Annotated in this window: 25 protein-coding genes; 6 read left to right on the forward strand and 19 right to left on the reverse strand. The window is 65.5% G+C overall.

Annotated features, from left to right (window positions below):
- Positions 1 to 169: 169 nt before the first annotated feature.
- The 5 genes from ATO3_RS02485 to xylF all read right to left on the reverse strand — a co-directional run bounded on the left by ATO3_RS02485 (position 170) and on the right by xylF (position 7,448).
- Positions 170 to 949: a FadR/GntR family transcriptional regulator gene (locus ATO3_RS02485; protein WP_088648201.1), complete on the reverse strand. Its 780-nt coding sequence runs from the start codon at positions 947 to 949 to the stop codon at positions 170 to 172.
- 161 nt (positions 950 to 1,110) lie between these two features.
- Positions 1,111 to 3,513 carry a calcium-binding protein gene (locus ATO3_RS02490; RefSeq protein WP_088648202.1) on the reverse strand — a complete coding sequence of 801 codons (2,403 nt, stop codon included), beginning with the start codon at positions 3,511 to 3,513 and terminating at the stop codon, positions 1,111 to 1,113.
- A gap of 509 nt (positions 3,514 to 4,022) precedes the next feature.
- Entirely contained in the window at positions 4,023 to 4,778 is a 756-nt protein-coding gene (locus tag ATO3_RS02495; protein WP_088648203.1) for an ATP-binding cassette domain-containing protein, read from the reverse strand.
- 244 nt (positions 4,779 to 5,022) lie between these two features.
- Complete coding sequence (locus ATO3_RS02500) at positions 5,023 to 6,315, reverse strand: sugar ABC transporter permease (RefSeq protein WP_088648204.1); 1,293 nt, start codon at positions 6,313 to 6,315, stop codon at positions 5,023 to 5,025.
- A 113-nt stretch (positions 6,316 to 6,428) separates the two neighbouring features.
- The gene (xylF, locus tag ATO3_RS02505) at positions 6,429 to 7,448 is read right to left on the reverse strand and encodes a D-xylose ABC transporter substrate-binding protein (protein WP_088648205.1); all 1,020 of its coding nucleotides are present in this window, start codon (positions 7,446 to 7,448) and stop codon (positions 6,429 to 6,431) included.
- A gap of 262 nt (positions 7,449 to 7,710) precedes the next feature.
- Between xylF and ATO3_RS02510 the strand changes: the two genes are divergently transcribed.
- On the forward strand, positions 7,711 to 8,967 hold the full coding sequence (locus ATO3_RS02510) for an ROK family protein (RefSeq protein ID WP_088648206.1): 1,257 nt from the start codon (positions 7,711 to 7,713) through the stop codon (positions 8,965 to 8,967).
- Positions 8,968 to 9,023: 56 nt separating this feature from the next.
- Positions 9,024 to 10,547, forward strand: a complete 1,524-nt coding sequence (locus ATO3_RS02515) for a CRTAC1 family protein (protein WP_233152031.1) — start codon at positions 9,024 to 9,026, stop codon at positions 10,545 to 10,547.
- A gap of 11 nt (positions 10,548 to 10,558) precedes the next feature.
- Here the strand turns inward: ATO3_RS02515 and ATO3_RS02520 are convergent, their stop codons facing one another.
- The 3 genes from ATO3_RS02520 to ATO3_RS02530 form a co-directional block, all read right to left on the reverse strand.
- Positions 10,559 to 11,884: a cytochrome-c peroxidase gene (locus ATO3_RS02520; RefSeq protein ID WP_088648208.1), complete on the reverse strand. Its 1,326-nt coding sequence runs from the start codon at positions 11,882 to 11,884 to the stop codon at positions 10,559 to 10,561.
- Between the two features lie 129 nt (positions 11,885 to 12,013).
- Positions 12,014 to 12,499 carry a YHS domain-containing (seleno)protein gene (locus ATO3_RS02525; RefSeq protein ID WP_088648209.1) on the reverse strand — a complete coding sequence of 162 codons (486 nt, stop codon included), beginning with the start codon at positions 12,497 to 12,499 and terminating at the stop codon, positions 12,014 to 12,016.
- Between the two features lie 340 nt (positions 12,500 to 12,839).
- Entirely contained in the window at positions 12,840 to 13,679 is an 840-nt protein-coding gene (locus ATO3_RS02530; protein ID WP_233152005.1) for a cysteine hydrolase family protein, read from the reverse strand.
- A gap of 216 nt (positions 13,680 to 13,895) precedes the next feature.
- Between ATO3_RS02530 and ATO3_RS02535 the strand changes: the two genes are divergently transcribed.
- Positions 13,896 to 14,918: an AraC family transcriptional regulator gene (locus ATO3_RS02535; RefSeq protein WP_088648210.1), complete on the forward strand. Its 1,023-nt coding sequence runs from the start codon at positions 13,896 to 13,898 to the stop codon at positions 14,916 to 14,918.
- A 166-nt stretch (positions 14,919 to 15,084) separates the two neighbouring features.
- Here ATO3_RS02535 and ATO3_RS02540 read toward each other — a convergent pair whose 3' ends face one another.
- The 3 genes from ATO3_RS02540 to ATO3_RS02550 all read right to left on the reverse strand — a co-directional run bounded on the left by ATO3_RS02540 (position 15,085) and on the right by ATO3_RS02550 (position 16,846).
- Complete coding sequence (locus tag ATO3_RS02540; protein WP_088648211.1) at positions 15,085 to 15,711, reverse strand: pyridoxamine 5'-phosphate oxidase family protein; 627 nt, start codon at positions 15,709 to 15,711, stop codon at positions 15,085 to 15,087.
- A gap of 2 nt (positions 15,712 to 15,713) precedes the next feature.
- Complete coding sequence (locus ATO3_RS02545) at positions 15,714 to 16,220, reverse strand: nuclear transport factor 2 family protein (protein WP_088648212.1); 507 nt, start codon at positions 16,218 to 16,220, stop codon at positions 15,714 to 15,716.
- Positions 16,221 to 16,297: 77 nt separating this feature from the next.
- Positions 16,298 to 16,846 carry a carboxymuconolactone decarboxylase family protein gene (locus tag ATO3_RS02550; RefSeq protein WP_088648213.1) on the reverse strand — a complete coding sequence of 183 codons (549 nt, stop codon included), beginning with the start codon at positions 16,844 to 16,846 and terminating at the stop codon, positions 16,298 to 16,300.
- 122 nt (positions 16,847 to 16,968) lie between these two features.
- Here ATO3_RS02550 and ATO3_RS02555 point away from each other — a divergent pair, with 122 nt between their 5' ends.
- The 3 genes from ATO3_RS02555 to ATO3_RS02565 all read left to right on the forward strand — a co-directional run bounded on the left by ATO3_RS02555 (position 16,969) and on the right by ATO3_RS02565 (position 20,258).
- A complete protein-coding gene (locus ATO3_RS02555) occupies positions 16,969 to 17,880 on the forward strand; it encodes a LysR family transcriptional regulator (RefSeq protein WP_088648214.1) in 912 nt (303 codons plus the stop codon).
- Positions 17,881 to 18,512: 632 nt separating this feature from the next.
- Positions 18,513 to 18,854: a helix-turn-helix transcriptional regulator gene (locus ATO3_RS02560; protein WP_233152006.1), complete on the forward strand. Its 342-nt coding sequence runs from the start codon at positions 18,513 to 18,515 to the stop codon at positions 18,852 to 18,854.
- 213 nt (positions 18,855 to 19,067) lie between these two features.
- On the forward strand, positions 19,068 to 20,258 hold the full coding sequence (locus tag ATO3_RS02565) for an O-antigen ligase family protein (RefSeq protein ID WP_088648215.1): 1,191 nt from the start codon (positions 19,068 to 19,070) through the stop codon (positions 20,256 to 20,258).
- Between the two features lie 37 nt (positions 20,259 to 20,295).
- On the opposite strand, the gene ATO3_RS02570 is transcribed toward ATO3_RS02565, so the two are convergent.
- The 8 genes from ATO3_RS02570 to ATO3_RS02600 form a co-directional block, all read right to left on the reverse strand.
- Positions 20,296 to 21,207: a sulfotransferase family protein gene (locus tag ATO3_RS02570; RefSeq protein ID WP_088648216.1), complete on the reverse strand. Its 912-nt coding sequence runs from the start codon at positions 21,205 to 21,207 to the stop codon at positions 20,296 to 20,298.
- A 427-nt stretch (positions 21,208 to 21,634) separates the two neighbouring features.
- Positions 21,635 to 21,850 carry a hypothetical protein gene (locus ATO3_RS02575; protein ID WP_143747205.1) on the reverse strand — a complete coding sequence of 72 codons (216 nt, stop codon included), beginning with the start codon at positions 21,848 to 21,850 and terminating at the stop codon, positions 21,635 to 21,637.
- A 144-nt stretch (positions 21,851 to 21,994) separates the two neighbouring features.
- Positions 21,995 to 22,216 (reverse strand): hypothetical protein, encoded by a 222-nt coding sequence (locus ATO3_RS02580; RefSeq protein WP_088648218.1) that lies wholly within the window; start codon positions 22,214 to 22,216, stop codon positions 21,995 to 21,997.
- Complete coding sequence (locus ATO3_RS02585) at positions 22,213 to 22,878, reverse strand: lysozyme (protein WP_088648219.1); 666 nt, start codon at positions 22,876 to 22,878, stop codon at positions 22,213 to 22,215. The genes ATO3_RS02580 and ATO3_RS02585 overlap by 4 nt, the downstream gene beginning before the upstream one ends.
- A 64-nt stretch (positions 22,879 to 22,942) precedes the next feature.
- Positions 22,943 to 23,377 (reverse strand): hypothetical protein, encoded by a 435-nt coding sequence (locus tag ATO3_RS02590; protein ID WP_143747206.1) that lies wholly within the window; start codon positions 23,375 to 23,377, stop codon positions 22,943 to 22,945.
- A complete protein-coding gene (locus tag ATO3_RS28385) occupies positions 23,370 to 23,552 on the reverse strand; it encodes a threonine/serine exporter family protein (protein ID WP_143747207.1) in 183 nt (60 codons plus the stop codon). The genes ATO3_RS02590 and ATO3_RS28385 overlap by 8 nt, the downstream gene beginning before the upstream one ends.
- Positions 23,545 to 23,766 carry a hypothetical protein gene (locus ATO3_RS02595; protein ID WP_088648221.1) on the reverse strand — a complete coding sequence of 74 codons (222 nt, stop codon included), beginning with the start codon at positions 23,764 to 23,766 and terminating at the stop codon, positions 23,545 to 23,547. The genes ATO3_RS28385 and ATO3_RS02595 overlap by 8 nt, the downstream gene beginning before the upstream one ends.
- Before the next feature lie 104 nt (positions 23,767 to 23,870).
- Complete coding sequence (locus ATO3_RS02600; RefSeq protein WP_088648222.1) at positions 23,871 to 24,683, reverse strand: hypothetical protein; 813 nt, start codon at positions 24,681 to 24,683, stop codon at positions 23,871 to 23,873.
- Between the last annotated feature and the right edge of the window lies 1 nt (position 24,684).

Below are 24,684 nucleotides of genomic sequence, written 5' to 3' on the forward strand. Positions count from 1 at the left end.
AAGCCGAAGGCGCCGGGCGAGCGCCTGCCCGTCCCGGCGGGCTGGCGCTTTGTCATCCGCGCGCACCCGCATCCACTTCAGAGACAAATGACGTCGATAAACCGAAGACCACGGAGGGCAGCGGCGCCACCCCACGGGCAGGCGTTCGCCCGGCTCCCGCTGTACAGGCTCACACCTTCAGCGTCGGAAGCCCCAGGTCGAAGACCGTCGTCCCCTTGCTGTCCAGCAACGCGGTATCCACCAGCTCGGTCATCAGCCGGCGCGCACCCACCGCATCCTGCGCCTGGATCCTCTCGAACACGGCGGCATGTTCGTTCACCGGGTTGCGCGTATGCGGGTTGGGCATGTCGCGGTAGCGGAAGGCCGTCGTGTAGGCCACCGCCGCGCAGATCCCCGCCTCAAGCGACAGCAGCACCGGGTTATGCGAGGCGATCAGGATCGCCCGGTGAAAGCTTGCATCCGCGTGGTGCCAGCTGTCCTCGGTCATCTCGCAATAGCGCATCGCCGTCAGCGCTTCGCTGAACAGCTGCATGTCCGCCTCGGTCCGGCGCTCGGCGGCAAAGGCGGCGGCGGGGGGTTCGATCATCGCCCGCATCTCGTAGAGCGACCGGATGTACCAGTCCGGCGGCACGCCGCTCTCGAAGCTCCAGCGCACCACGTCCGGATCCAGCAGCGACCATTTTTCCCGCGGCGCCACGCGGGACCCGCTGCGGGTCCGGGTGATGACCATGCCCTTGGCCGCGACCCGGCGCAGCGCCTCGCGGTAGGCCCCCCGAGAGACACCCGACTCGGCGATGAAATCCATCTCCTTCGGGATCGGCTCGCCGATGTCGTAGACGCCGGCCACGATCTGTCGGCCCAGCCAGTCCGCGATGGATTCGTTCTTCCGCTGTTCAGGGCGCGCGCTGGCATCGAAGGGGATGGCAACGCCGGAGGATCTGTTGGTCATGCCCGCAGTGTAGCCGGTGGCCCCGCCGGGTCAAACTGGCTTTGACCGTCCGGACCTGTCCGGGCCCGTGCCGCATCCGTCCCGCCCACCGGGGCGCCAGACGCAAAACGCCCCGCCGGTCCGGCGGGGCGTTTCGTGATCTCGATTGGGACGGCAGATCGTCAGGCCAGGTACCAGCTGGTGAAATCCGACACGTCGATCTCGTTCGGGCGTACGCCGATCAGCAGGACAGAGCCGTCGCCGCCCAGCTCGTCGAGGTCGATCAGGGTATTGCGGAAGCCTGCGCGGCTGGTGGCTGCGTCCAGATCATCGGCGAAGGTGCCCGGGTTGATCGGGATCCCGCCCAGGCCGATCACGTCCACGCCGTCCTCGAAATCGAGGATCACGTTGCGGCCACTGATGATCGGATCCCGATCTTCCGGTGCCAGCCGCCGATTGGCCATTTCGACATGCACGTCGCTCATGTTGAATTCATCAGCGCCGGCGCCACCGCGGTAGCGGTCGTTGCCCGGGCCGCCCTGCAGGAAGTCATCGCCGGTGCCGCCATCCAGCAGGTCGTTGCCCTGTTCGCCGAACAGAAAGTCGTCGCCGGCCTCGCCAAAGAGCTTGTCCGCGCCAGACCCGCCGAAGCCGATGTCGTTGCCGATCCCGCCGTAGAATTGGTCCTTCCCTTCGCCGCCGGAGGCAACGTCGCTGCCCGCTCCGCCGTACATCAGGTCGTCGTTGCGTCCCGACGCGTCCATAAGCCGGTTGTACGCGGTCTCGCCCAGGGTCTCCTTGATCTGGGCCTTCACGTCCTCACGCCACGTGTAGATGAATGCGAACGCCTCAAGCACCGGGTCACCTCCCGCGACATTCGGAGGCCAGGGCAGACCGAACTGGTTCAGCAGCGGCGCGATCAGTTCGTCGGCCACGAAATCGCCGACCAGCGTGTCGTTGCCGGCTCCGCCGTGCAGCTCGTCGGCGCCGAAACCACCGATCACCAGGTCCTCGCCGTCTTCGCCGTACAGCGTGTCATTGCCGCGGTTGCCGCCGATCACGTCGTCGCCATGACCGCCAAAGATCGTGTCATTGCCGGTGTTCTTCGGCAGGCCCGCGTCGCCGGCGATATAGTCGTTGCCGGCCGAGCCGCGCAGCACGTCGTCGCCCTTGAAGCCCAGGATCACGTTGTCGGCGAAATCGCCCGTCACATCGTCATCGCCGCGGCGGCCCAGGTACCAGTCGCGGAAGTCCGGGACCAGCTGCTCGGGCACCGGAGCGGCATAGTAGTTCGCGGTGCCCAGCACCATGTGCGTGGCGTCGCCGTCCGTCGGGATGCCGTTTTCGTCAAGGGCGATCGGCGCCATGGTGCGTATGCCATAGGCCTCGTCCTCGACATAGGCTTCCTCGACCAGCTCCCAGTCGCGGCCGTCTTCCGAACCGGCCGGCAGACGCAGCAGCCCGCCGCGGCCACCCGTGAAGGTGCCGATGTAGAGGTAGCCGTCCAGCTCGTACATTTGCCACATGTATTCCGACCTGTTGTGGCCGAAGTCGCGCAGCTCCTGTTCCAGGGCCACCTCGCCCCGGTCCTCGCCGTAGGTGTAGAAGCCGTCGGTGGTGATGACCTCCCAGCTGTCGGGATCGTCCAGGTCCTGGCTGCGGATCAGGTGGTTGCCGCTGTAGTTGGCGCTGCCGACATAGTACCAGCCGTCGAAATACTGGATCTCGATGATGCCCTGATCATAGCCCGGGCCGGTGTCCAGGTCGACGTTGGGCGTCACGCGCTCCATCGCGCCGGGGGTGCCGGCCTGCGACTGGTCGACCTTGTACATGTTGTAGTCGGTCCAGGTGGTGGCGTAGATGTCGCCTTCATCGTCGACGAAGAGAGCCGAGATGGTCGCGTCATCGACCTCACCGATCTTGGTCCAGGTGCCGTCGCTGGCATAGGTCCAGATCTCGCTCGGCGCGCCGTAGTTCGACGTGGCCATCATCAGCACGTCTTCGCCCTGGCCGTTGTCCACCACCTTCATGGTCCGGACGGAATTGTGGCCCAGCGACGGGTCCATCACGCCGCCGTAGACGCGCTCCCAGCTTTCGCCGTCTTCCGAGACGAACATCTTCACCGTTTCCGCGCTGACGTTGCCCGGCCGCGCGGTGGTGGCATAAAGCTTGCCGTCGAACTCGATGATCTCGCGGAACCCCACGTCGCCACGGCTGAGCTCGGGATGCGAGGCGTCGAGAACCGACTCCCAGCTCTCATCCTCGAAATCGTAGCGCCAGACCTGGCCGCCGTTGGAGTTCAGCGGCGAGGAAAAGTCCTGCAGACCCGGCCCGTCGAGCGGCACGTTGCCGCCCTCGACGTAGAGCGCGCGAATGGCGAAGCCGAGGGCGCCCGAAATGTCGGCCTTGGCATTCCAGGTGCCGACATAGAGTTCCTCGACGCCATCGCCGTCGCCGTCCCAGGTGTACATGCTCCAGGCGTATTTGTTGGCCGGGTCGCCAAAGCCTGCGCCAACGCCTGCGGTGAGTTCCGTGAAACCGTCCGTCGCCGGATCATAAAGGTAAATCTGAGTACCGAGCGCCATCTTATGCCCCTAAAGAATATCTGCCGTTGCAGGATCAAAACAATGTGTCCTGACATGGTTTATGGATTTGGCAGGGCGCACAAGTCAACGGCGGAACGCGGTCCCCGCCCGGAAATGTTAACCCTATCAAGTCGCAATAGTGACCGGAATGTGTACCTAAAGCTGAAGTCGCGCACCTGAATGACCGCACAGGAAGATCAGGGCGAATGGGCCGGCATTGCATCCGGCCCCCAATGACGTCTCCGATCGGCTGCACGATATCCAACCTCATGCAACCAAAGGGAAACCCTGCCATCCGGGCACAGCCTGAGGCCGCCGCCACGGCCGCCGAAGGCACCCGTTTCCCACGTCGTTGCAAGGCTCGTCTTGTCCCGCCGGCGGCGTGCCCGGGCGTCTGCGACGCGCCGTCCCGACGGCTGTCCAGACCGGCGGCCCAAGGCCATCGCCGGGCCCCCAAGTGGCCCGGTCCGGCAGGTGTCCGGCGTGCCTTTTGTCCCCCGGTGGACGGTTCAGCCGCCCGGCTGCTTGCCCAGGATGATCATCCCCAGGATGTCCTCGTCGGTCACCTCGTCCACGTTGACGGTCCCGACCAGCTTGCCGTTCTTCATCACCGAGGCCCGGTCGCAAAGCTGCATCACGCTGTGCACGTCATGCTCGATCAGGAAGATCCCGATCCCCTGCGCCTTGAGCTGCTGGATCAGCTCGGCGACCATCTGGGTTTCCTGCGGGCCAAGGGCGGCGGTGGGCTCGTCCATGATCAGGATGCGCGCGTTGAAATAGACCGCGCGGGCGATGGCCACGGATTGCCGCTGCCCGCCCGAGAGCGCCTTGACCGGATCCTGGAACTTGCGGAAATTCGGGTTGAGCCGGCCCATGATCTTGCGGGTCTCGGCCTCCATCCGCGCGTCGTCGACGAACCCCGCGGGCGTCACCAGCTCGCGGCCGAGGAACAGGTTCGAGGCGGCGTCGAGATTGTCGGCCAGCGCGAGGGTCTGGTAGATCGTCTCGATGTTGTAGCGGCGGGCGTCGCGGGGGTTGTGGATCTCGACCTTCTCGCCGTCGATCAGGATCTCGCCGGCATCCATCCTGTAGGCGCCCGAGAGGCACTTGATCAGGGTCGACTTGCCCGCGCCGTTATGGCCCAGAAGGCCCACGACCTCGCCGGGATGAAGGTCGACGCTGACATGATCCACCGCCTTGACGCCGCCGAAGGCGACCGAGACGTCGCGCATCTCGACCAGCGGGGTTCCGGTTCTGTCGATCATCACGTGTCTCCCATGTGCGTGGAGCCGGCCTTGCAGCCGGAGTGCGCGCATGCGCCATGCCCGACCTCGGGTGGGCCATGCCGCAAGCGGATCGGTTCCGCTACAAAGCCCCATTGTCGCAAGGGCTGACGGCCCATCTCCAAATGCCCTCCCGGGGGGGAGGTCGGGCATGGCGCATGCGCGCTGGTTGTGCTGGGAAGGCCACCGAAGTTAACAGGGCCGGACAGGATCGAATTCAACATTATCACGTGTCTCCCGTCCGTCGCCGATAGATGATGTCCACGAGCACCGCCAGCACCAGCACGGCGCCCACGACGATGTTCTGGAATGGCGCGTCCACGCCCACCATGGCCATGCCCGATTGCAGCGACTGCATGATCAGCGCGCCAAGGATGGCGCCGTAGATCGTGCCCACCCCCCCGGCCAGTGCCGTGCCGCCGATCACCGCCGCCGCGATCACCCGCAGCTCGTCCAGCGTGCCGATATCATTGGAATGGAACGACAGCCGCGCCGAGGCCACCAGCCCCGCGAGGCCGCAGAGCACGCCCATGATGGCAAAGACCTTGACCGTCAGAAGCCGCGTGTTGATCCCCGACAGCTCTGCCGCGTCCGGGTTGCCCCCGGCGGCAAAGATGTAGCGGCCCAGCCGCGTGCGGCGGGCGACCAGTGTCATCACCACCGCCACCGCGATCAGCAGCAGCACCGAATAGGGAATGCCGTAGCCCTCGGTATAGCCCTCGGGCATGACCTCGCCCCGCGCCTCGAAACTGCGCTGCAGCACGCGGGTCGGCACGTCGTAGGCGTTCAGCGTGGCCACGAAACCGGCGATCAGGGCGGCCGAGATGCCCATCAGCACCGCCTCGGCCCAGACCGGCTTCACCGGGAACTCGTGGCGGATGCGGGCGCGCCGGGCCTGCCAGATGGCGATCCAGGCGGCAAGGATTGCGATGATGCCGGTGATCCAGCTGGCCGTCTCGCCCATGGTGCCGCCGATCCCGCCCAGCATCTGGAACGTGTCATCCAGTGGCCCGATCGTCTGGCCGCTGGTCAGGTACCAGGCCACGTTGCGCCAGACCAGCAGGCCGCCCAGCGTCACGATGAAGGCGGGGATGGTCAGGTAGCCGATCAGCCAGCCCTGGAACGAGCCGATGACCAGCCCGGTCAGCAGCCCCACCAGGATCGCCACCGGCGCCACCAGCGGGCTGCCGTAGTCCAGCCCGATGCCCGGAAGGAATTGCGTCTGCGTGACCGCCATCATCGCCGAGCAGGTCGCCAGCAGCGAGCCGACGCTCAGGTCGATATGGCGGGTGACGATGACAAAGACCATCCCGGTGGCCATGATGGCCACGCTCACGGTCTGGATCGTCAGGTTGAAGATGTTGCGCGGTGTCAGGAAACGCCCGTCGGTCAGCACGTTGAAGACGATGCAGACAAGCACGAAAGCCCCGATCATGCCCAGCAGGCGTGTATCGAACTCGAGCGTCTGGAATATGTTCTTGCGACCGGTCGACGGATCGGAGGCGCTGGCCTCTGCCATGATGACCTCGGATTTTGAGTGCGGAAGCTGCCCCGCCGCTCCAGTATCGGGCGGCGGGGCAATCGGGTCAATCCTGTCCCGGGGGACCTGCCCCGGGGCACCGGACTATCGCATCAGTTGCAGGGGGCCGGCCCGTCGGTCACACCCTGGCAAAGCGCGTCCTTCTCGATCCAGCCGGCATCGACCACGACCGTGAGATTGTCGGCCGTCACCGGGATCGGCTCGAGGAATTCCGCCCAGAGCGTCGTGCCGGCCGGCGAGGTCCATTGCTCCGCGCCCTCGATGTCGCTCATGGCGGTGCCGCTGGCCAGTTGCACGGCGATCTCGCCCGCCGCCTTGCCCAGCTCGCGCGCGTCCTTCCAGACCGACACGGTCTGGGTGCCGCGGGCCACGCGGTTCAGCGCGGCGTGGTCGCCGTCCTGTCCCGAGACCGGGATGCCGTCCATGCCCTGCGCGGTCAGCGCGGCCACGGCGCCGCCGGCGGTGCCGTCGTTCGAGGCGACGACCGCGTCGACCTCGTTGTCGTTGGCGGTCAGGATCTGTTCCATGTTGCGCTGCGCGTTGGCGGGCAGCCAGCCATCGGTATAGGCCTCGCCCACGATGGTGATGTCACCGGCGTCGATCGCCTCCTGCAGGATCTCCTGCTGGCCGCCACGCAGGAAATCCGCGTTGGGATCGGTGGGCGAGCCCTTGATCATCACGTAATTGCCGGTGGGCTGCGCTTCGAACACGGCGCGGGCCTGCATGCGGCCGACCTCGACGTTGTCGAAGGTCAGGTAGAAGGCGCGGTCGTCCTCGATCAGGCGGTCATAGGCGATGACCGGCACGCCTTCGTTCGCGGCGGCCTGCACGGCGGGGATGATCGCCTGGGTGTCCTGCGCGAGGATGATCAGCGCGTCGACGCCCTGCGCCATCAGCGATTCAACATCCGACAGCTGCTTGGACGACGAGGATTGCGCATCGGCCGACACATAGGTCGCCCCGGCCGCCTCCAGCGCCGACTTGATCGCCGCCTCGTCCGTCTTCCAGCGCTCCTCCTGGAAGTTGGACCAGGATACGCCCACGGTCTGGGCCGATGCCGCAGCCGCAAGCCCGAGTGTCATGGCCGCAGTGGCCAGCAAGGTCTTGTACATTATGTCCTCCCATATTGCCCAATGGTGGGGCCCGACCGAGTTGACTCGCCGGCGCGGAGCAACACTGTCGCCAATATTTTTAGTTGTCAAAGTAATATTCGGTGGGCAGATTATCCGTCAGCCTGAATATTGGAGGAGCGGGCTCGGGAGTGCCGCGCCCTTCACCGAAACATGTTCAGGCCGGCGGTATTCGTCAGGCCGGTGAAGGAAACCGGCCGCCAGAAACTCAACACCGGGACAGCCCCAGGATTCAGGCCCCAGGATGCAGGACGGCGAGGACATCAAGGGTTGCGGCCCTCTCATGCAGCCGGTTGCCTCGGCTCACCGGCCGCTGCGCCAGCAGGTGTTCGAACACGTGCGCGCCCTGGGCGAGGTGCCGCGGGTGCAGGTTGCCCGTGACCTGCGCGTCAGCCCCGCCACGGTGACCACGCTGACCTCCGAGCTGATCGAGGCCGGACTGCTGGAAGAGGTGCATGACCGGCGCGACGGCGAACCGGCACGCGGGCGTCCGGCCGTGGCGCTTCAGGTGCGCGCCGGGGCGCATCACGTGATGGGGCTGAAACTGTCGGACCTGCAGCACACGGCGGTGATCGCCGATCTGTCCGGGAAGGTCCTGACCAGCGCCGTCCTGCCCCGCCGCCCCGGGCGCATGTCGCTTGATGCGATGGTCGATGCGGTCGAGACGCTCATGCGCCGCACCTGCGCCGAGCTGGGCCTGGACCCCGCCGGGCTGAGTGGCCTCGCGCTCGGCGTGCCCGGCTTCGTGGACCGGCAAAGTTCGATCCTGCGCTGGTCGCCCTTGCTCGAGACCCGGGACGTCGATCTTGCCGCGGCGCTGCAGGCGCGGCTGGGCCTGCCGATCCGGATCGACAACGATGCCAACCTGCTGACCCTAGCCGAGCTGTGGTTCGGCGCCGGGCGCGAGGTGTCGGATTTCGCCGTGGTGACGATCGAGCACGGCGTGGGCATGGGGTTCGTCATCAATCACAGGCTTTACCGTGGTGCGCATGGCATGGGGATGGAGCTGGGCCATACCAAGGTGCACCTGGATGGCGCGCTGTGCCGCTGCGGACAGCGTGGCTGCCTCGAGGCCTACCTGGCCGATTACGCGCTGGTGCGCGAGGCGCGGACGGCGCTTAACCTGCCGGATATCGAGACGCTGTCGGTCAACATGCTGCTCGACAGCCTGTTCGAGCGGGCCCGCGCCGGTGACGCCGCCGCGCAGGCGATCTTTCGCCGCGCCGGGCGCTATCTTGCGCTGGCGCTGGCCAATGTCGCGAACCTCTTCGATCCCGAGATGATCATCCTGTCCGGAGAACGGATGCGCTACGATTACCTGTATGCCGGCGAGACGCTGGAGGAGATGCGAACGATGATGGTGGACACCGGCCGCGCGTCGCCCCGGATGGAGATCCACGCCTGGGGCGACATGGTCTGGGCCAGGGGCGCGGCCGCGATGGCGCTGCAGGGCCTGACCGAAGAGCTGCTAGGCGCCGGCCGGGAGATGGCGGCGCAATGAGGCAAGGTTGCGTTTCGGGGGCGTCCGCGACCGTCCCGGTGCCCCACTTGCCCCGCCTGTCGGCGCGGCGCGTTGCGGCTGTGCTGGCCCTTGCCGGGGTTGCCGCGGCCCCTGCCCTCGCCGCGCCGGCCTTTGTCGATGACAGCGCCGGACTGCCGGTCCCGCATGTCTATTCCGGCGGCTGGGAACATTTCGTGGGCGGCGGTGTCGCGGCCTTCGATTGCAACGGCGACGCCCTGCCCGAGCTGCTGGCCGCGGGCGGCGAGGCGCCCGCCGCGCTGTTCCTGAACCGTTCGGACCCGGGCGGCGCCCTGCGGTTCGCGGAAAGCGCGCTGCCAAAGCTTGACGCGCTGCGCGGGGTGACCGGCGCCTACCCGATCGACATCGACAGCGACGGGCAGCTGGACCTGGCTTTGCTGCGGGTCGGCCCGAACCTGCTGCTGCGCGGCCAGGGCGACTGCCGGTTCGAGGACGCCACCGCCGACTGGTCCCTGCCGCGGCGCGACGCCTGGACCACCGCCTTCGCCGCCACATGGGAGGGCGACGCCGCCTTTCCCACCCTCGTCTTCGGAAACTACGTCGACCGCGCCGATCCCGACGGCCCGTTCGAAGCCTGTGACACCAGCGACGTGATCCGGCCCGCCGAGGACGGTTTCGGCGCGGCCGAGGTCATCTCTCCGGGCTGGTGCACGCTCTCGGCGCTGATCTCCGACTGGCAGCGCAGCGGCGCGCCGGAGCTGCGGCTGTCGAACGACCGCCATTACTACGTGCGCGGCGGGTATGAGCAGATGTTCCACCTCTCGCCCCTGCAAGAGCGGCAGGACTGGCGGCAGGTGTCGCTGTGGGGCATGGGCATCGCCTCGCGCGATCTGACGGGCGACGGGCTGCCCGAGGTGATGATGACCTCGATGGGCGACCAGCTGCTGCAGTTCAATCGCAAGGACGGGTTCGAGGACGCGCCCTATGCGCAGGGCACCACGGCGCACCGGCCGCATGTCGGGGACGACGGTCGGCCTTCGACCGGGTGGCACGCGGAATTCGGGGATGTGGACAACGACGGGCGCGCGGACCTGTTCATCGCCAAGGGCAACGTGGACCAGATGCCGTCGATGGCGATGAAGGATCCAAATTCGCTGCTGATGCAGCAGCCCGACGGCACCTTTGCCGAGGCGGGCGCCGAGGCCGGGATCGCCACGATGGAACGCGCGCGCGGCGCGGCGCTGGTGGATCTGAACGGCGATGGGCGGCTGGACCTGGCGGTGGTGAACCGCCGCGCCCCGATGGAGATCTGGCGCAACGTGACCGAAGGCACAGGCGGCTGGGTCGGCATTGAACTGGCGCAGCCCGCGCCCAACCGCCGGGCGGTGGGCGCCTGGGTGGAGCTGCGCGCCGGCGACCTCATCCAGGCGCAGGAGCTCACCATCGGCGGCGGCCATGCCGGGGGCAGCGCGGTGCCGCTGCATTTCGGGATCGCAGACGCCGGCACCGCCGAGGTCCGCGTGATCTGGCCCGACGGCACAACCGGCACCTGGCAGGCGGTCACTCCCGGCAAGATCACCGTGATTGCCCGGCCCGAGTAACCTCTGAACCCCTAGCGGTCCACCGGCAGGCCAGAGGGCACGCTTTGCGGCACGCCCAGCCGACCGGAGAGCGCCGCCGGATCGGTCAGCGCGTCAAGAAAGGCCATCAGCACCGCGACCTGCCCCTTGTCCAACCCGGGGCCCGGTGCGGCGGCCCCGGCGATCGCCCGCACCTGATCCGGATCGTCCAGCACCGCCCAGTCCGGCTTCGTCCCCGGCAGGTCGGGCAGAACCGCCGCCCGCCGGTAGCGGTCCAGGCCCCCGCCCGCGGCATGATCGGCCAGAAAGGCGGCAAGGTCATCATGGCCCCCGGCATGGCCCCAGGGTCCGGTCCGCGTCACGTTGCGCAGCGACGGCGTGCGGAAGGCATAGCGGTCGTCCTCGCGCCCTGTCACGCGCAGGCGGCCGTCGTCGCGGGAATGACGCTCGAACCGTTCGGCCTTGCCCGGACCAAGCTGCGGCGCGCCCATGGCGTGGAAATCGTGGTCGGTCTGGAACGGGCCGGAATGGCAGGCGGAACATCCCGCCTCGCCGTAAAACAGCGCCGCGCCCTCGGCGGCCGGGCCGGTCAGCGGCGCCTCGCCACGCAGGGCGGCGTCGAAGGGGCTGGTGTCGGAGCGCCATTCAAAGGCCACGAAGGCCGCGATGGCGTTGGAGATATCGGTGAAACGGATCGGCGCGCCCTCGGCGATATGCGGATAGACCGCCGCGAAACGGTCGGCATAGGCCGGGATCGCCGCGACACGCTTCGAGATCAGGTCCCATGCTCCATCCGGCCCGGTGATCCGGCCCGAGCGCACCGCCTTGGCCACGTCGTTTTCGGAATAATGGCCGGCCATCTCGTCGGGCGAGAGCACGGGAAACATTGTCTGGGCCGACAGCACGCCCGAGAAGCCCTGCACCATGTCGCCCTCCATCGGGGTCCGCAACCCGCCGGGGCGGGCGGGATCGGCCTCGATCCGGCCGTCGTGGAAGAGCGTGGTGAAGTCCCGCGCGCCGAGGTTGAAGAGCGCGGTGGAATTGCGGGGGATACGCTGTTCAGGAATGTTGTCGGCGGTCACGTGGCGGTCGGGGCCAAGACCCTCGGCCCCTTCGCCCAGGCCCAGGGACAGGCCGTCGGAGGTGGCGAAGCGCGGATGGTGACAGGTGGAACAGGCGATGTTGCGGTTGCCCGACAGGATCCGGTCGTAGAACAGAAGCTGGCCAAGTTCCGCCTCGGCCGGGTCCAGGGCCAGGTAATCGGCCTCGGTGACCGGAGACGGCAGACGCTCCTGCGCCAGGGCCAGGCCCGCGGTCAGAAGGGCGGCGCCCGTCAGTATCACGATGGATGTGCGCATCTGCATCCTCCCCCCGCGAAGCTATGACACGGGCGGCGGCACGGCATCAAGGATGGCGACCGGCGGCGCCCAGCAGGCCTGGCAGCGCAGGCGTCGGGCGGCGGCAGTCTGCACCGCCGCCCGGCAGGGTCACAGGCTGTCGGCGGCAACGTGCTGGATCGAGGGCCAGGTCTCTTCGGCCTTCTTCAGCGTGCCCTCGGGATCTTCCTGGTACTTGGCGAAGACCGCCGCGTTGACGAAGAGATAGAGCTTGCCGTCGACGATATCGGCATAGCGCGGATCGCCGTCCAGCTTCTTGCCCAGCGCTACGGCGAAGGCGCAGAAACCGCCGTATTGCGGCATGAAGGCCTCCGGATCGGCGGCGAAGGTTTCGGCCGAGAGGTCGGAGGCAAAGTAATAGGCGACACCGTCATGCACCACCACATGGGTGGCATCGCCCCGGGCCACGGCACCCAGGGTCGAGAGCGCGACGGTATCGACCCCGCGCAGGGCAAGCGGCACGCCGTCGAGCGTGGCACCGGTGGAGACGTTGTATTCGTCCTCGGCAAGGACCGGCGCGGCCAGGCTGATCATCGCGAGAGCGGTGAAAGCGGCGGAGGTGAAACGGGTGAACATTGGAAAGGTCCTTTGGTTGGCCCGCGGCGGGTGCCGTCGGGATCGGGGGTGGGATCCGGGCCGCGACAGGCGGTCCGGGCGGGTTGCCCGGGGACGGCGGATGCCGCCCTGCGGGCGATGGATGGGAAAACCCGCCCCGGCGCAGGAGGGTCCTGGGGGAAGCGCCGGAGCGGGAGGCCCGGCCGGCCCGGGGAAAAGGAGCAGGGCCGGCCGTGCTCCGGGACCGGCGCGACAGGAGGCCGGGCCCGGGGCATCGGGGGTGGCGGACCGGGCGGTCCGGCCGGGTGAAGCGAGGGCGTAGCCCCGGCGGACAGGATGGCCGGGGATCAGCGCGGCCGGATCACATGCCGTAGGCGGAGCGGATCGCCTCGACCGTGTTGTCGGTGTTGTCCACGGCGCTGGCGATCATGCGGAAGTTCGTCAGCGAGGCGGCATAGCCGTCGTAATGCTCGGTGATCGCGCCGGCGGTGGCATCGGTGACGACCATCACCTCGAACCCGTCCTCGATCAGCCCGCGCATGTGGCTTTCGGTGCACAGGTTCGACGACATGCCGCCCAGGATCACCTTGTCGATCCCGCGCTTGCGCAGCTGCAGCGCCAGGTCGTTGCTGTCGGGGCCGTAGACCTTGTGCGGGCTGGTGACGATGACATTGCCGCCGTCGATATAGGGCTTGTAACGCTCCAGCCAGTCCGCGCCCGAGCCGTCGAAGCCGTCCAGCGTCAGCGCATCGGGGCGGTCGAACATGCCGATGTCGTGCATCAGCCGCTCCAGCGTGCCTTCGAAATGCCATTCGTGGTCGTGTTCATAGTAGTAATGCGGCGAGACGAAGACCGGCATGCCGACCTCTTCGGCCACGGCAAAAAGCGCCTCCAGGTTCTCGACCGTTCCGTTCTCGGTGATCGACTGCCCCACCACACCCCAGGTGACACCGTCGGGCGACAGGAAATCGACCTGCGGATCGGTGATGACGATGGCGGTGGTCGCGGTGGTGATGTCAAAGCCGGGCATCGGCAGGCCGTCGTTGATCGGCGGCAGCTTGGCGCTGGCGGGGCGGGCCTCTTGTGCGGCGGCGGGATTGCCGGTCAGGCCGACGACAACGGCGCCGGTGGCCATGGTCGCGGCGGCGCCGACGAGCGCGGTGGCGAGGGTCACGCCGAAGCTTTTCACGGATCTGGTCATGGTCTTGTCCTTTCTGATGTCCCGGCGCGCGCGGCGCGGGGGATCTGCATCCAACGGTCCGGGGCGGCGCGGCGGGCGCCTTTGCCCCGGAACGCTTGCAGGTTAGGCGAGAGCGGGCGGCGCGGTATTGACCGGGCATGTCAAAGCCTTGACCCGGCACGTCAAAGCAGGAGACAAGCCGTCACGGCCCCGTGATCGCCATGGGACCGGGGGGGGATGGACCAGGGGGACGGACCGGTGATTTCCGCGCTTTACGCCAGGAAGCAGATCGCGGAGGCGATCCATGTCGCCGACCCCGCGCAGCTTTACGCGCTGATCGGCCTGACGCCCGAGCAGCTGGAGGATCCCTCCACCATGCTGCCACTGGATTCATATTACGACCTGCTGGAAGCCATCGCCGCCAGCGAAAATCCCGAGCTGCGGTTTCACATGCGGGTCTGCGCCGGGATGCGCTGCGAAGCTTTCGGCGCCTTCGGGCTGGCGTTCAAATCCGCCCCCACCCTGCGCCACGCCTTCGAGCGCATGGGCCGTTACACCCGCCTGCACAACCAGGTCTCGACCTTCCGCTTCGTGGACCGCGACGGGGTCTTCTGCTGGACCCACGAGAAGCCGAGAGATCCCCGCCTTGGCGCGCAGCTGTCGAGCGAGGCGGCGATGGGCACGACGCTGACGCTGTGCCGCGAGACGACGACGCCGGGGCTGACCCCGCTGCGGGTTCAGTTCGCCCATGAGCGCTGCGGCTCGATCGAGCCGCTGGTGGAACACTTCGGGATCGAGCCGGTCTTCGGTGCGGCGATCGACGGGATCCAGTTCGCGCTGGTGGATATCGACCGGGCGACCTCGGTGGGCGATGCGGCGATCTGGAAATTCTTCACCGACCACCTGGAAACCACTCTGCCCCGGGACGAAACCGCCGAGCCCGGGCTGGAGACGCTGGTTGTGGCAGAGATCGCCAAGCTGCTGAGCGGCGGCGTGCCGCAGCTGTCGGAGGTGGCGGCGACACTGGCCATGGGGCCGCGAACATTGCAGCGGCGGCTGTCGGAACGGGGCAAGACCTACCAGGCGCTGGTGGACGAGGCGCGGCGGCAGCTGGCGCAGCAGCTGGTCTCGGGCTCGCGCTATTCGCTGTCCGAGATCGCCTTTCTCACCGGCTTTTCCGAGCAGAGCGCCTTTACCCGCGCGTTCAAGCGCTGGTCGGGGCAGACGCCCGGGGCCTACCGGATGTCTTCGACGGCATGACCGGACCGGTCCGGTCCGGGCGCAGGAAGGCCGGGCCGGACATGTCCCGACCCTCGCGGGGGGATCCGGCCCCCGCCCTGTCGGCAATTCGGAAACGACCAGGGGCGCCCGTTGCCGGACGCCCCTGATGATCTTCGGATCAGATGCGGTGCGGGCCCGCCGGGGATTACTTGCCCCCCATCACATGGGCCCCTGTGAATGCGGCGAGCCGGGCCTCCAGCCGGGCGATGCGTTCGTCCCGTGCCGCCAGCGCGGCGGCGACATCCTCGGCCTCGAAGCGCTGCGGGATATGCTGCTGGCAATTCACGTCCCAGGTCGCCACGTCGAACAGGATCGCCCGTTCCGGCCGCCCCTCCCCGCCATCGGTACGCAGCTGCGCGACCAGCTGCGGATCGTCCTCGATCACCCGCGCCCGGCCCCAAAGCTTGATCCGTCGACGCTGGGCGTAATCGACAAGGAACAGGAAGGCCTGCGGGTTTTCCGACAGGTTGCCCAGCGTGATGTACTGCTTGTTCCCGGCGAGATCGGCAAAGCCCAGCTCGCGCTCGCCCAGCACCTTCAGGAAGCCCGCGGGCCCGCCCCGATGCTGGATGTATGGCTGCCCCGACGCGCTGGCCGTGCCGAAAAAGACGCTGGTCTGGGCGCCGATGAAGCGCGCCAGATCCTCGGTGATCGTGTCGTTCCACGGGCGCTTCTCCTCGACCCGCGCGTAGAGCTCGCGAGAGCCCCGGGCGGACTGCTGCGCCTTGACGGCGGGCGAGAAGGCGATGTCGGACGGCCTGCGGATGCCCATGGTCACAGCGCCAGCTCGGTCAGGCCCGGATGATCGTCCGGACGGCGGCCCTGCGGCCAGTGAAACAGGCGGTCTTCGGGCGAAATCGCCAGGTCGTTGATGCTGGCATGACGCTCGGCCATCAGGCCGTTTTCGTCGAACTGCCAGTTCTCGTTCCCGTAAGAGCGCATCCACTGCCCCGCCGGCGCCCGCCATTCATAGGCGAAACGCACCGCGATACGGTTGCCGGAGAAGGCCCAGAGCTCCTTGATCAGGCGGTATTCGGTCTCCTTCTCCCACTTCTCGGTGAGGAACTGCACGATCTCGGCCCGCCCCGTCAGGAAGGTGCTGCGATTGCGCCAGCGGCTGTCGGGCGTATAGGCGCGCGACACGGCCTCGGCGTTGCGCGTGTTCCAGCCGTCCTCGGCCATCCGCACCTTCTGCGCCGCCGTCTCGGCGGTGAAGGGCGGCAGCGGCGGGCGGGTTTCGGCCGGGTTCGCAGCAACGGGATGGGGGACGGGACGGTTCATGGGGAAACTCCTGCGGGCTGATGGGGCGTAATGGGAAAGCGCCGCCGGGCATGGGGGACCCGGCGGCAGGGACAGGCTCAGGCGGCGACGCCTTCGGCCAGGGGGAAGTCGATCTCGGTCTTGGCGACCTCGTTCATGTAATTGGTCCAGATGTTCAGGGCGACGTGCTGGACGATCTCGATCAGCTGGCCGTCGTCATAGCCGGCGTCGCGCAGGGTCTTGACGTCGGCATCCGTGACATGGCCGCGGGTCTCGGCGACGCGCAGGGCAAAAGCCACGGCGGCATCGGCCTTGGCATCGGTCGACCGGCCCATGCGGTTGGCCGAGATCTCCTGCGCCGACAGCCCGGCGACATGGCTGGCCACATAGGTATGGGCCGAAAGACAGTAGCCGCAGCCGTTGAACTCGGCCAGGGCCAGCGCGATGCGTTCGCGGGTGGCGGCCGGAAGCTGCCCCTTGCCGAGCGCACCGGATAGACCGAGCCAGCCTTCCAGGGCCACGGGGCTGTTGGCGACCAGGCGGAAGAGGTTCGGCACCGAGCCGAGCTGGGATTTCACCTGCTCCAGCGCGGGGCGGGCGGCGGCGGGGGCGGCCTCGATCGAGGCGGGGATGGCAATGCGGGTCATGTCGTGTCCTTGGATTGGGAGGTTTGGATGTTGCGATGACCGATCGGTGCGAAAGAGATATCCCTTCCGGAAACTGACGGCAGAGGCTAAATCTGAAAGGCACCCTCTCGGAAAATGGAAAGATGGCCGACAGACTGGACGCGATGCAGATCCTGGTGACCGCGCTGGACGCGGGGAGCCTGTCGGCCGGGGCCCGCCGGATGGGCCTGCCGCTGGCCACGGTCAGCCGCCGGGTGGCCGAGCTGGAATCGCGGCTGGGCACCACGCTGTTGCACCGCTCGGCGCGCGGGCTGGCGCTAACCGAGGCGGGCGGGGCCTATGTCGCCGCCTGCCGCCGGATCCTGGAGGACGTGGCCGAGGCCGAGCGCGCCGCGTCGGGCGAATTCACAGTGCCGCGCGGGCTGCTGACGCTGACGGCCCCGATCGTCTTCGGGCGGCTGCACGTGCTGCCGGTGGTGACGGACTTCCTCAAGGCCTACCCCGAGGTCGACGTATCGCTGGAACAGACGGACCGGCCGGTCAGCCTGCAGGAGGAGCATATCGACGCCGCCGTGCGCATCGGCCACCTGCCCGACAGCGCGCTTCGCGCAAGGCGGGTCGGCGCGGTGCGCCGGGTGGTCTGCGCCAGCCCCGCCTACCTTTCCACGCGCGGCCGGCCAGCGCGCGCCGAGGAGCTCGAGCGCCACGATTGCATCACCTTTGAAAACCTGATGCCCGCCGACCGCTGGACCTTCGGCGACGGCCGCACGGCAAGGCCGGTGCGGGTCAGGTCGCGGTTGGCGGTGAAAACGGCAGAGGCCGCCATCGACGCCTCCATCGCAGGCCTGGGCGTCACGCGGGTCTTGTCCTACCAGGTGGCCGCGGCGGTAAAGGCCGGACAGCTCGAGATCCTGCTGCCCGGGGAAGAGCCGGCCCCCTGGCCGGTCAGCCTGCTGTTTCGCGGCGGGATGACGCCGCGCAAGCTGCGCGCCTTCGTGGATTACGCCGCACCCCGGCTGGAACGCGCCCTGCCCCCGGTGGATCAGGCGCCCTGACAGGGCACCCGGATGGATCAGCCCGGTCCCGGGGCAACCGCCACGGTCTCAAGACCAGGCCGACTGCAACACTGCCCTGAGACCTGATGACCCTGGAGCCCAGGAAGCAGCCATGTCCGTGCGCACAGGGTGGTCAGACAGGTGGGTGCGGAATACCTTCCACAACAATATTGCTTTGGATTCAGCGCATTGGAAGGTACATCTGGTGCCCCCACACTGCGGCGATTACAGCACCGGAATTCGAACTATTTCATATCCTTGCTGACCATATGCGGGAAGATCTTGAGCATATGCGGGATACGTGCGCTTGAATTATCCGCCGGCCCCAAGGCGCCCGGCCCACCCCGGACCCGTGGCCCAGGATCGAGGCAAGGGCAACGACACCGCCCAACAAGAGGCAACCAGGATGCCGACTGTGCGTGTTGCCTTGCTGCCCCCTACCCACGCCCGCCCGGCAGTTCCGGCGCTGTCGGTCCAGATCTGTCAGTGCTAGAGCTAGGTCGTGCGGGATATTGGAAGGCCAGGGCATGCACCTAAATCGCTTGCCGGGGCATCAAGGGCAGGCGATCACCGCGATGATGAAACCGCTGGGAGGCGCTCGCAATCGGCCCCCGTGGCGGGGTTTACGACTGATGGAGACGATGATGAACGAGATGGTGACCATTCCCCGCGAAGAGTATGCCCGCCTTCAGCAGGCGGCCGAGGATCTCGCAGACCTGCAAGCATACGACCGCGCCATGGCTGAAGGCGGCGAAAGCGTACCGGCCGAGTACGTGAACCGAATCCTGGACGGAGAGAACCCCGTTCGCGTGTATCGAGCCATGTGCGGGATGACAGCAGCGGCCTTGGCCGATGCCTCTGGGGTAAACAGGGTCCAGATCACCCAGATTGAAACGGGCAAGCGGATCGGGACGGTGGAAACAATGAGGAAACTCGCTGAAGCGCTCGCGCTCTCCGTGGACGACCTGATCTGAACCAAGATCCACAGCCCCACTTGCTCTTCGACACGCGCGGGTCATGAAAGCGGCACATGACCGCTAGTCTGCCACAGAACAAGCTTAGAAAGCTTTCGCAGGATTGTTGTCTGCCTGCCTTCCATCTAGGTTGACTCCGCGCGGAGCTGCTGCCCTTCACTCTTCACGCCGGCATGGCAGCAACCGACCCTGTCGCACGAATGCAAGAACCCAATGAAGGCCGCTATGCACATTAGAAAACCCGGAATCGCTACAGTGTTGGGTTTCACCTGGGGCATTATACCGATGTCGTACTTGATTCCAGGCGGCCATCTCGTCATTCACTTGGTAAACATCGGAATGTGTTTGACCCACATCTTCCTACGCAAGCCGGTAACAGCAAATCTCAACTCAGTTATCATGCTTTGCGTCGGCGCTATATTCTTCACAATATCGATGCTAGGTGATAGCTTTGGAAATTTCTCCGCGATGAACTATGTGTCGCTCGTGGCATTCTCTCTTAATCTTTTTGGCGTGATGAATGTTATCAACGGCCAAAATTATCTAGACTTCTCCAAGTCGCTCTTCGAGACATCCGCATTAACCGCCATTGCGTATATTCTTATGGTTGAAAGCGGAATGATGGGGAACCATTACGGCAGATTCTATTTCTTTGGGGACAGCCACCCGAACCTCGGCGGTGAGATTTATGCAATTGCGAGCTTCGCAGGCGCACTAGCTATTAGAAAGTCAACTTTCGTTTTATTCTGCGTCCCAATGATTGCGGCGACACTGTACCTACAGTCCCGAACAGGGACAGTGATTATTTTCTCGACCATAGTCCTTAAGATCTTCTTTGAGACTAACGCAAGCGTTACGAAAAAGTCATTGCTCCTGGGCAGTATAGCGCTCGTTGTAGGGCTAGCGATTGCCATACTTCCCTCCGACTGGGCATTTAGACTGGTGGGACAGGTTCTCTTAACTGAAGATTCGCATCGGGGCGCTAGTACGGGCTACGTTTCAGGGCGAGACACCCAATGGGCTCAGGCTTGGCAATTCTTCTTAGAGAAGCCGATAACCGGGTGGGGAATGGGTCTCTATTCGGACGACGTCCGAGGAGCTCACAATCCAGTGCTGTACAGTCTGTCGATGTTTGGAGTGTTTGGGGTTCTATTCTGGGTGCTACCAGTTACATCCGCATTTAAACTGGCCAAGAATAATCTCCGTGAGTTCCTGCTCATCACTCCCGTTTCACTCATGCTCGTACTTAATGATCGCTTCATGGACAATAACACGTTCCCCCTGCTTTACTACTTCTACCTAATTCAACTTCCTTACTTTGGACTTGCAAGGGCCGGCAGAATTTCGCCAAAGGGCAAGGATTTGCGTGGCATTAGGCTTCCAAGAATTAGGTTTTCAGTATAGCGCCCCCATTGGTGCGCAAAAGCACTGCCGGCCCACTTCATCCCATCCACGCAGACAGGTCGCGGTCAATCAACTTCTCAAGTTTTCGGATATCTTCGAGGAAATAATTCACCATCTTCTTTCGGATGGTCGGATCCAGTTGTGGTTTATTATTTCTAAGAAACCTAGACAGAACGTATCTGTCTGCAACGGTTAAAGCTCCAGCCAGGCCGTACTCAAGGTAGTTCATTTTCCTTGAGTGCAGACGCGTGCGATCATCATTGTAAGTAAACATCAGAGGGTTTCGAGCGGCCAGAACCTTCAAGCGCAACGGGTTGTACACAGCCGCCATCGGACGGCCTTGCAAATTCTGGGGTGAATAGCTCACATCAACGCCGAGGAACTCATAGCTTTTGCGAATACACTCCTCCGGCTCTTTGGAAATATCTTCATGCAGGAAAACTAGCTGCCGCCCGGAACTCGAAAAGTGCTCGTATTGAGACAGATATTTGTAGTAGAGGCCGAACTCCAATATCTCCTTTGACCGCGCATACCCCGGAATGACGCCGTCGTTCTCGACCAGCTTTGACATACCTTCGTCCAGCGGCAACAGTGGCATAGTGCCGTATCGGATTTGGTGGAAATAAGCAGCGATTGCGCGATCAACAGGGTTCCTAAGGACGGCAATTATCTTTGCGTCTGGCAAGTCTCTGACGATACGCGCGGGCACTTCGGGTTTTCCGATATAATTCGGCCGCTTAATGCCGAGAATTTTTTCGTTACGACCATCAAAGCGACCAGAAAGATATGAAGCGGATTTCTGATCGTAGTCCGGATCTTCGAAATATGCTTCCTCGCCCTTCGGAATAAAGACATCCGGATGCTCCGCGACAGCATTTTGCATAAATGTAGAAGCGGACTTCTGCGCTCCAATGATTATCAAGTTCGGCATATTCGGTGAACGTGTCATGTTTCTCGCTTCTAAAAACGTCTCACTTTGCCCGACATGCCACAAGTGGCCTGCCGCTTGATGGCAAGGTCACCTGACAGGGCGGCCAGGGCAATCACTTTTCGCCCGCCTGTGGCATACCTGCGCGAAGCCGCCCAGTTTCGGCTGGCGGAGCTCAGAAGGCAGAGCCATCATCGGTCTTGTGCTGCGTTTTTCAGCGCATTGGGTATAGCCGAACAACCGGCCGCGTAGCATGCACTTCCCTGGACAATGCCGCCGACACGGCGATGTCAAACGCGCCAGCGTTAATCAGCTAGAAACTACCGCCGCCACTTGCATTGGCTGGGATAACCCAATTGCCCCGCAACAGAAAGAGCACCGAGGAGCACGCGGAAAGGGTAGTTCGATAAGCCCATGTAGGCCTCATGTCTCCATGTGTCGTTGATTGTCAGCAGGACACGCTGCCCCAGCAGAGGCTGACCACGGCCAGCAGCTCGGCGCCGGTCCGGCGCATGGCGCCTACGTCGTCACCGGCCAGCGCGGCGGCATGGGCGCGGCCGGGGCGCTCACTGGCGTCCATCACGGCCTCGGCCCTACCGGGTTCCCAGGTCTCGCAGCCAGCCACGAAGGTCGCCAGGATCATCAGGCAAATTGCGGATCGCATCGGCAGCGTCCCCCGTTCCGGCCACATACGCCGCGCATTCCGCAAGGCTGGCCCGGGCCCCGCGCGCGTTCTGGTGAGAGAGGTAGGCGGCAGCCAGCCCGCCGGCCGCGACCAGCCAGGGCGCCGCCATCAGGGCGAGGCGGTTCATTTCTCGGGGATCGCGCCGCGCAGGCCGATCCCGGCCAATCCGACATTTATCAGGACGGCCGGGTGAGCATCGCCGGTGAAGTTGTCGATGACCCGCACAACCCAGTGCAGCCCATGGACAGGCTCAAGCGCAACGATCACACCCGCCACCAGCGGAGCAAGGCTCGCGTACCAGGTGAGGGACTTCGGCTTGACGTATTTCTGCAGCTTTCCGGTCATTTCGCGCCTCCGAACAGGGCTTTGAGGAAGTTGATGATCGTGGCAATGATGTTGGGCCCCACCGACGGCGCGTGGCTTGCACCGGCCTGCGCCATCATCGCGCGGAGCTCAGCGCCAGATACCGTCTTGAGGATCCCGCGCCGCTGGCCGGATTCATCGACTTTCCAGATCGGGATCCGCCCCCCGTTCGCCTCGTACTTCCCGGTTCTGAAAAGCGCCTGCTCCGCTTCCCGGCGCCGGCGGATCTCAGGCGGACGCAGCCATCCCATGAAGCCGTCCCCGCTCATGTCGCCGCGCAGGATCTCCTGGACAAGCTGGCACGGCTTTCCGGTGCTGGGATGCTTCCAGGTAACGCCGCCTGTATTGAAGTCCCACGAGACCAGGGCGTCGAACTGGTGCGGCTTGAGCTTCACCCCGGCGAACACGCGACTCACCCGCGCTTCGTAGCCGTCCAAATCCTTGTCGAAGAGGGACAGAGCGCGCAGAACCGCTCCGTCGATGTCCTGCGGCATCCCGCGCGGCATGGCCTCGGGGTTCGGCGATCCAGCTGCTGCTGTGTGCCCGACGCCGAAGGTCCAGGTGTTCACGCTGTCCAGGTAAGGAGCCGGGACAACGCCCTCATGCTCGGCGATCTCCAGAACGCCGCGGTCGCTAATCTTCATGGTTCTCTCCAAGATGAAAAGCCCCGCATGATGCGGGGCGCTAAGTCGTCGGTCGTGGTGGTGATCAGCGGCGCAGGTTGCGCCAGAGGTCTCGCAGGCCGTCGAAGGAGAACCCGGATGACGGCCAGCAGGGCGCGGTCCAGATCGACCACCGGCCCCGCTCATTCTCCGGGATCATCAGATGCAGCAACTTCAGCCAGTGGATGGCCGACCAGATCAGGATGCTGTTGAAGACGACATTGACGTCCATGCCGCCCAGCTGCGCGCGGAACGCCCGGCGCGCCTCGGCATCAAGAGCGATCGAGACCCCCTCCCAATAAATCGAGCGGCCAGCGCCCCCGACCATCAGGAGGATCGCGGCCAGCGCCAGGTGCCATGAACGCCGGCGGTTCCAGTAGGCCAGCAGCGGGATCATGCCGCGCAGCACCCACGCCATCAGGCAAGTCGCGACGAGGCCGCTCAGCGCCGCTAGAGGGTAATCCCCCAGTAGTTCAATCATGTGCCTTCGTGCCCCGTTCGTTCTGAATTTCCTTGAGTTCCGCGATCGCCTCGTCCAAAGACCGGCGCCGGCGCTGCAGTTCTCGCGTCGCGGCCTGCTTTGCCGTCACGACCTGCCGCTCGGTGGCGCGGCGCTGCTCTTTCTGCGGGAAAAACTTCGACCACACCTTACCCATTCCGGCCCTCCACGACATCGATGGCCCGATCCATGCTGCGGACCGATTCCAGAATTTGCGCCGTGTGCTCCTTCTGGTCTTCGATGCGCCGATCCGACAGCGAGTTCGCCCGCCGCCGCTCCTGCCACAGCGCCCAGGCCAACCCGAGGATCAGCACGCCGGGCAGCGCACCGACCTCTCCGATCAGGGCGTTGGCAATCTCGGTGATGTCCATGCAGTCAAACCTTCGTCACGCTGGATAGTCTGGCTGCACGGTTACGCGATCCTCGTCATTGGCCCGCTCCACCGGACCATGGCCTTTTGAAACGACGCACCAAGTCACGGGAAGTTCGCGAGATTGAGCGACACCGTGTCCCCGGCATAGCGGCCGCCTGCCCCGAAGTAGGCCGCGTAATTCGCCGCGTCCAAGGCATCCAGTTCGGCATAGGTCATGCCGGAGAGGGCCACGTCGATCAGATGATATTGGTACAGGATGACGCTGTGCCCGATATCCGGCTGCAGGGAGTTGTAGGGTGGGATATTGCCCCAGGCCAGTTGATAGATCTGATTTTGCGCCGGGCTTCCGCTCGGGCTGCCGTTCCAGGATGACGCTTGAACCGATTGCCGTTGCGCCCCCGTGGCCGAACTCAGCGATCCGGTGAACAGCCGGTTTCCGGCCCAGGAGGCCGTCGAGCCGATGCCGAAATCGAAGTAATTGCCGCCCGCCGCTTTCGTGCGCTTGATATCCACCCAAAGGAAGACGGCAAATTCCCGGGTCGGGTTGTCCGCCACGTAGTCGATAATCGGCTGCGCCCCGTTCAGCCGGGCCGCCTGGCCGTTCTGGTTCGTGTTGCTGACGACCCCGTAGAGCGCGCCTTTCGACGTGCGCTCGAAGGCGCCATAGGGGGCTGTGAAGGTGTTGTTAAAAGCGCCCGCCAGCGAGGCCGCATTCCCTCCCCCGAGGATCCCGGCGGCCTCGCGCCAGGCGATGTTGTGAACCGCCCCGCCATCGTCGGGCACGCCCGGCGCCGTCTCCGAATTTGTGAGATCGGTCAGGATCAGCGTGCCCGGCGTGAGGCGGGGATCGGCGCTCAGATAGGGCGCGCCAGAGGCGGAGAAATCCCCGCCCACGAGAGAAGCAAATCCGGTCATC

The sequence above is a fragment of the Marinibacterium profundimaris genome (assembly GCF_002210095.1).
GTDB lineage: Bacteria > Pseudomonadota > Alphaproteobacteria > Rhodobacterales > Rhodobacteraceae > Marinibacterium > Marinibacterium profundimaris.

Coding starts and splice junctions, on each gene's coding strand:
- ATO3_RS02485 (WP_088648201.1), bottom strand. CDS start 949: ATGACCAACAGATCCTCCGGCGTTGCCATCCCCTTCGATGCCAGCGCG.
- ATO3_RS02490 (WP_088648202.1), bottom strand. CDS start 3,513: ATGGCGCTCGGTACTCAGATTTACCTTTATGATCCGGCGACGGACGGT.
- ATO3_RS02495 (WP_088648203.1), bottom strand. CDS start 4,778: ATGATCGACAGAACCGGAACCCCGCTGGTCGAGATGCGCGACGTCTCG.
- ATO3_RS02500 (WP_088648204.1), bottom strand. CDS start 6,315: ATGGCAGAGGCCAGCGCCTCCGATCCGTCGACCGGTCGCAAGAACATA.
- xylF (WP_088648205.1), bottom strand. CDS start 7,448: ATGTACAAGACCTTGCTGGCCACTGCGGCCATGACACTCGGGCTTGCG.
- ATO3_RS02510 (WP_088648206.1), top strand. CDS start 7,711: ATGCAGGACGGCGAGGACATCAAGGGTTGCGGCCCTCTCATGCAGCCG.
- ATO3_RS02520 (WP_088648208.1), bottom strand. CDS start 11,884: ATGCGCACATCCATCGTGATACTGACGGGCGCCGCCCTTCTGACCGCG.
- ATO3_RS02525 (WP_088648209.1), bottom strand. CDS start 12,499: ATGTTCACCCGTTTCACCTCCGCCGCTTTCACCGCTCTCGCGATGATC.
- ATO3_RS02530 (WP_233152005.1), bottom strand. CDS start 13,679: ATGACCAGATCCGTGAAAAGCTTCGGCGTGACCCTCGCCACCGCGCTC.
- ATO3_RS02535 (WP_088648210.1), top strand. CDS start 13,896: ATGGACCAGGGGGACGGACCGGTGATTTCCGCGCTTTACGCCAGGAAG.
- ATO3_RS02540 (WP_088648211.1), bottom strand. CDS start 15,711: ATGGGCATCCGCAGGCCGTCCGACATCGCCTTCTCGCCCGCCGTCAAG.
- ATO3_RS02545 (WP_088648212.1), bottom strand. CDS start 16,220: ATGAACCGTCCCGTCCCCCATCCCGTTGCTGCGAACCCGGCCGAAACC.
- ATO3_RS02550 (WP_088648213.1), bottom strand. CDS start 16,846: ATGACCCGCATTGCCATCCCCGCCTCGATCGAGGCCGCCCCCGCCGCC.
- ATO3_RS02555 (WP_088648214.1), top strand. CDS start 16,969: ATGGCCGACAGACTGGACGCGATGCAGATCCTGGTGACCGCGCTGGAC.
- ATO3_RS02560 (WP_233152006.1), top strand. CDS start 18,513: ATGGAGACGATGATGAACGAGATGGTGACCATTCCCCGCGAAGAGTAT.
- ATO3_RS02565 (WP_088648215.1), top strand. CDS start 19,068: ATGAAGGCCGCTATGCACATTAGAAAACCCGGAATCGCTACAGTGTTG.
- ATO3_RS02570 (WP_088648216.1), bottom strand. CDS start 21,207: ATGACACGTTCACCGAATATGCCGAACTTGATAATCATTGGAGCGCAG.
- ATO3_RS02575 (WP_143747205.1), bottom strand. CDS start 21,850: ATGCGATCCGCAATTTGCCTGATGATCCTGGCGACCTTCGTGGCTGGC.
- ATO3_RS02580 (WP_088648218.1), bottom strand. CDS start 22,216: ATGACCGGAAAGCTGCAGAAATACGTCAAGCCGAAGTCCCTCACCTGG.
- ATO3_RS02585 (WP_088648219.1), bottom strand. CDS start 22,878: ATGAAGATTAGCGACCGCGGCGTTCTGGAGATCGCCGAGCATGAGGGC.
- ATO3_RS02590 (WP_143747206.1), bottom strand. CDS start 23,377: ATGATTGAACTACTGGGGGATTACCCTCTAGCGGCGCTGAGCGGCCTC.
- ATO3_RS28385 (WP_143747207.1), bottom strand. CDS start 23,552: ATGGGTAAGGTGTGGTCGAAGTTTTTCCCGCAGAAAGAGCAGCGCCGC.
- ATO3_RS02595 (WP_088648221.1), bottom strand. CDS start 23,766: ATGGACATCACCGAGATTGCCAACGCCCTGATCGGAGAGGTCGGTGCG.
- ATO3_RS02600 (WP_088648222.1), bottom strand. CDS start 24,683: ATGACCGGATTTGCTTCTCTCGTGGGCGGGGATTTCTCCGCCTCTGGC.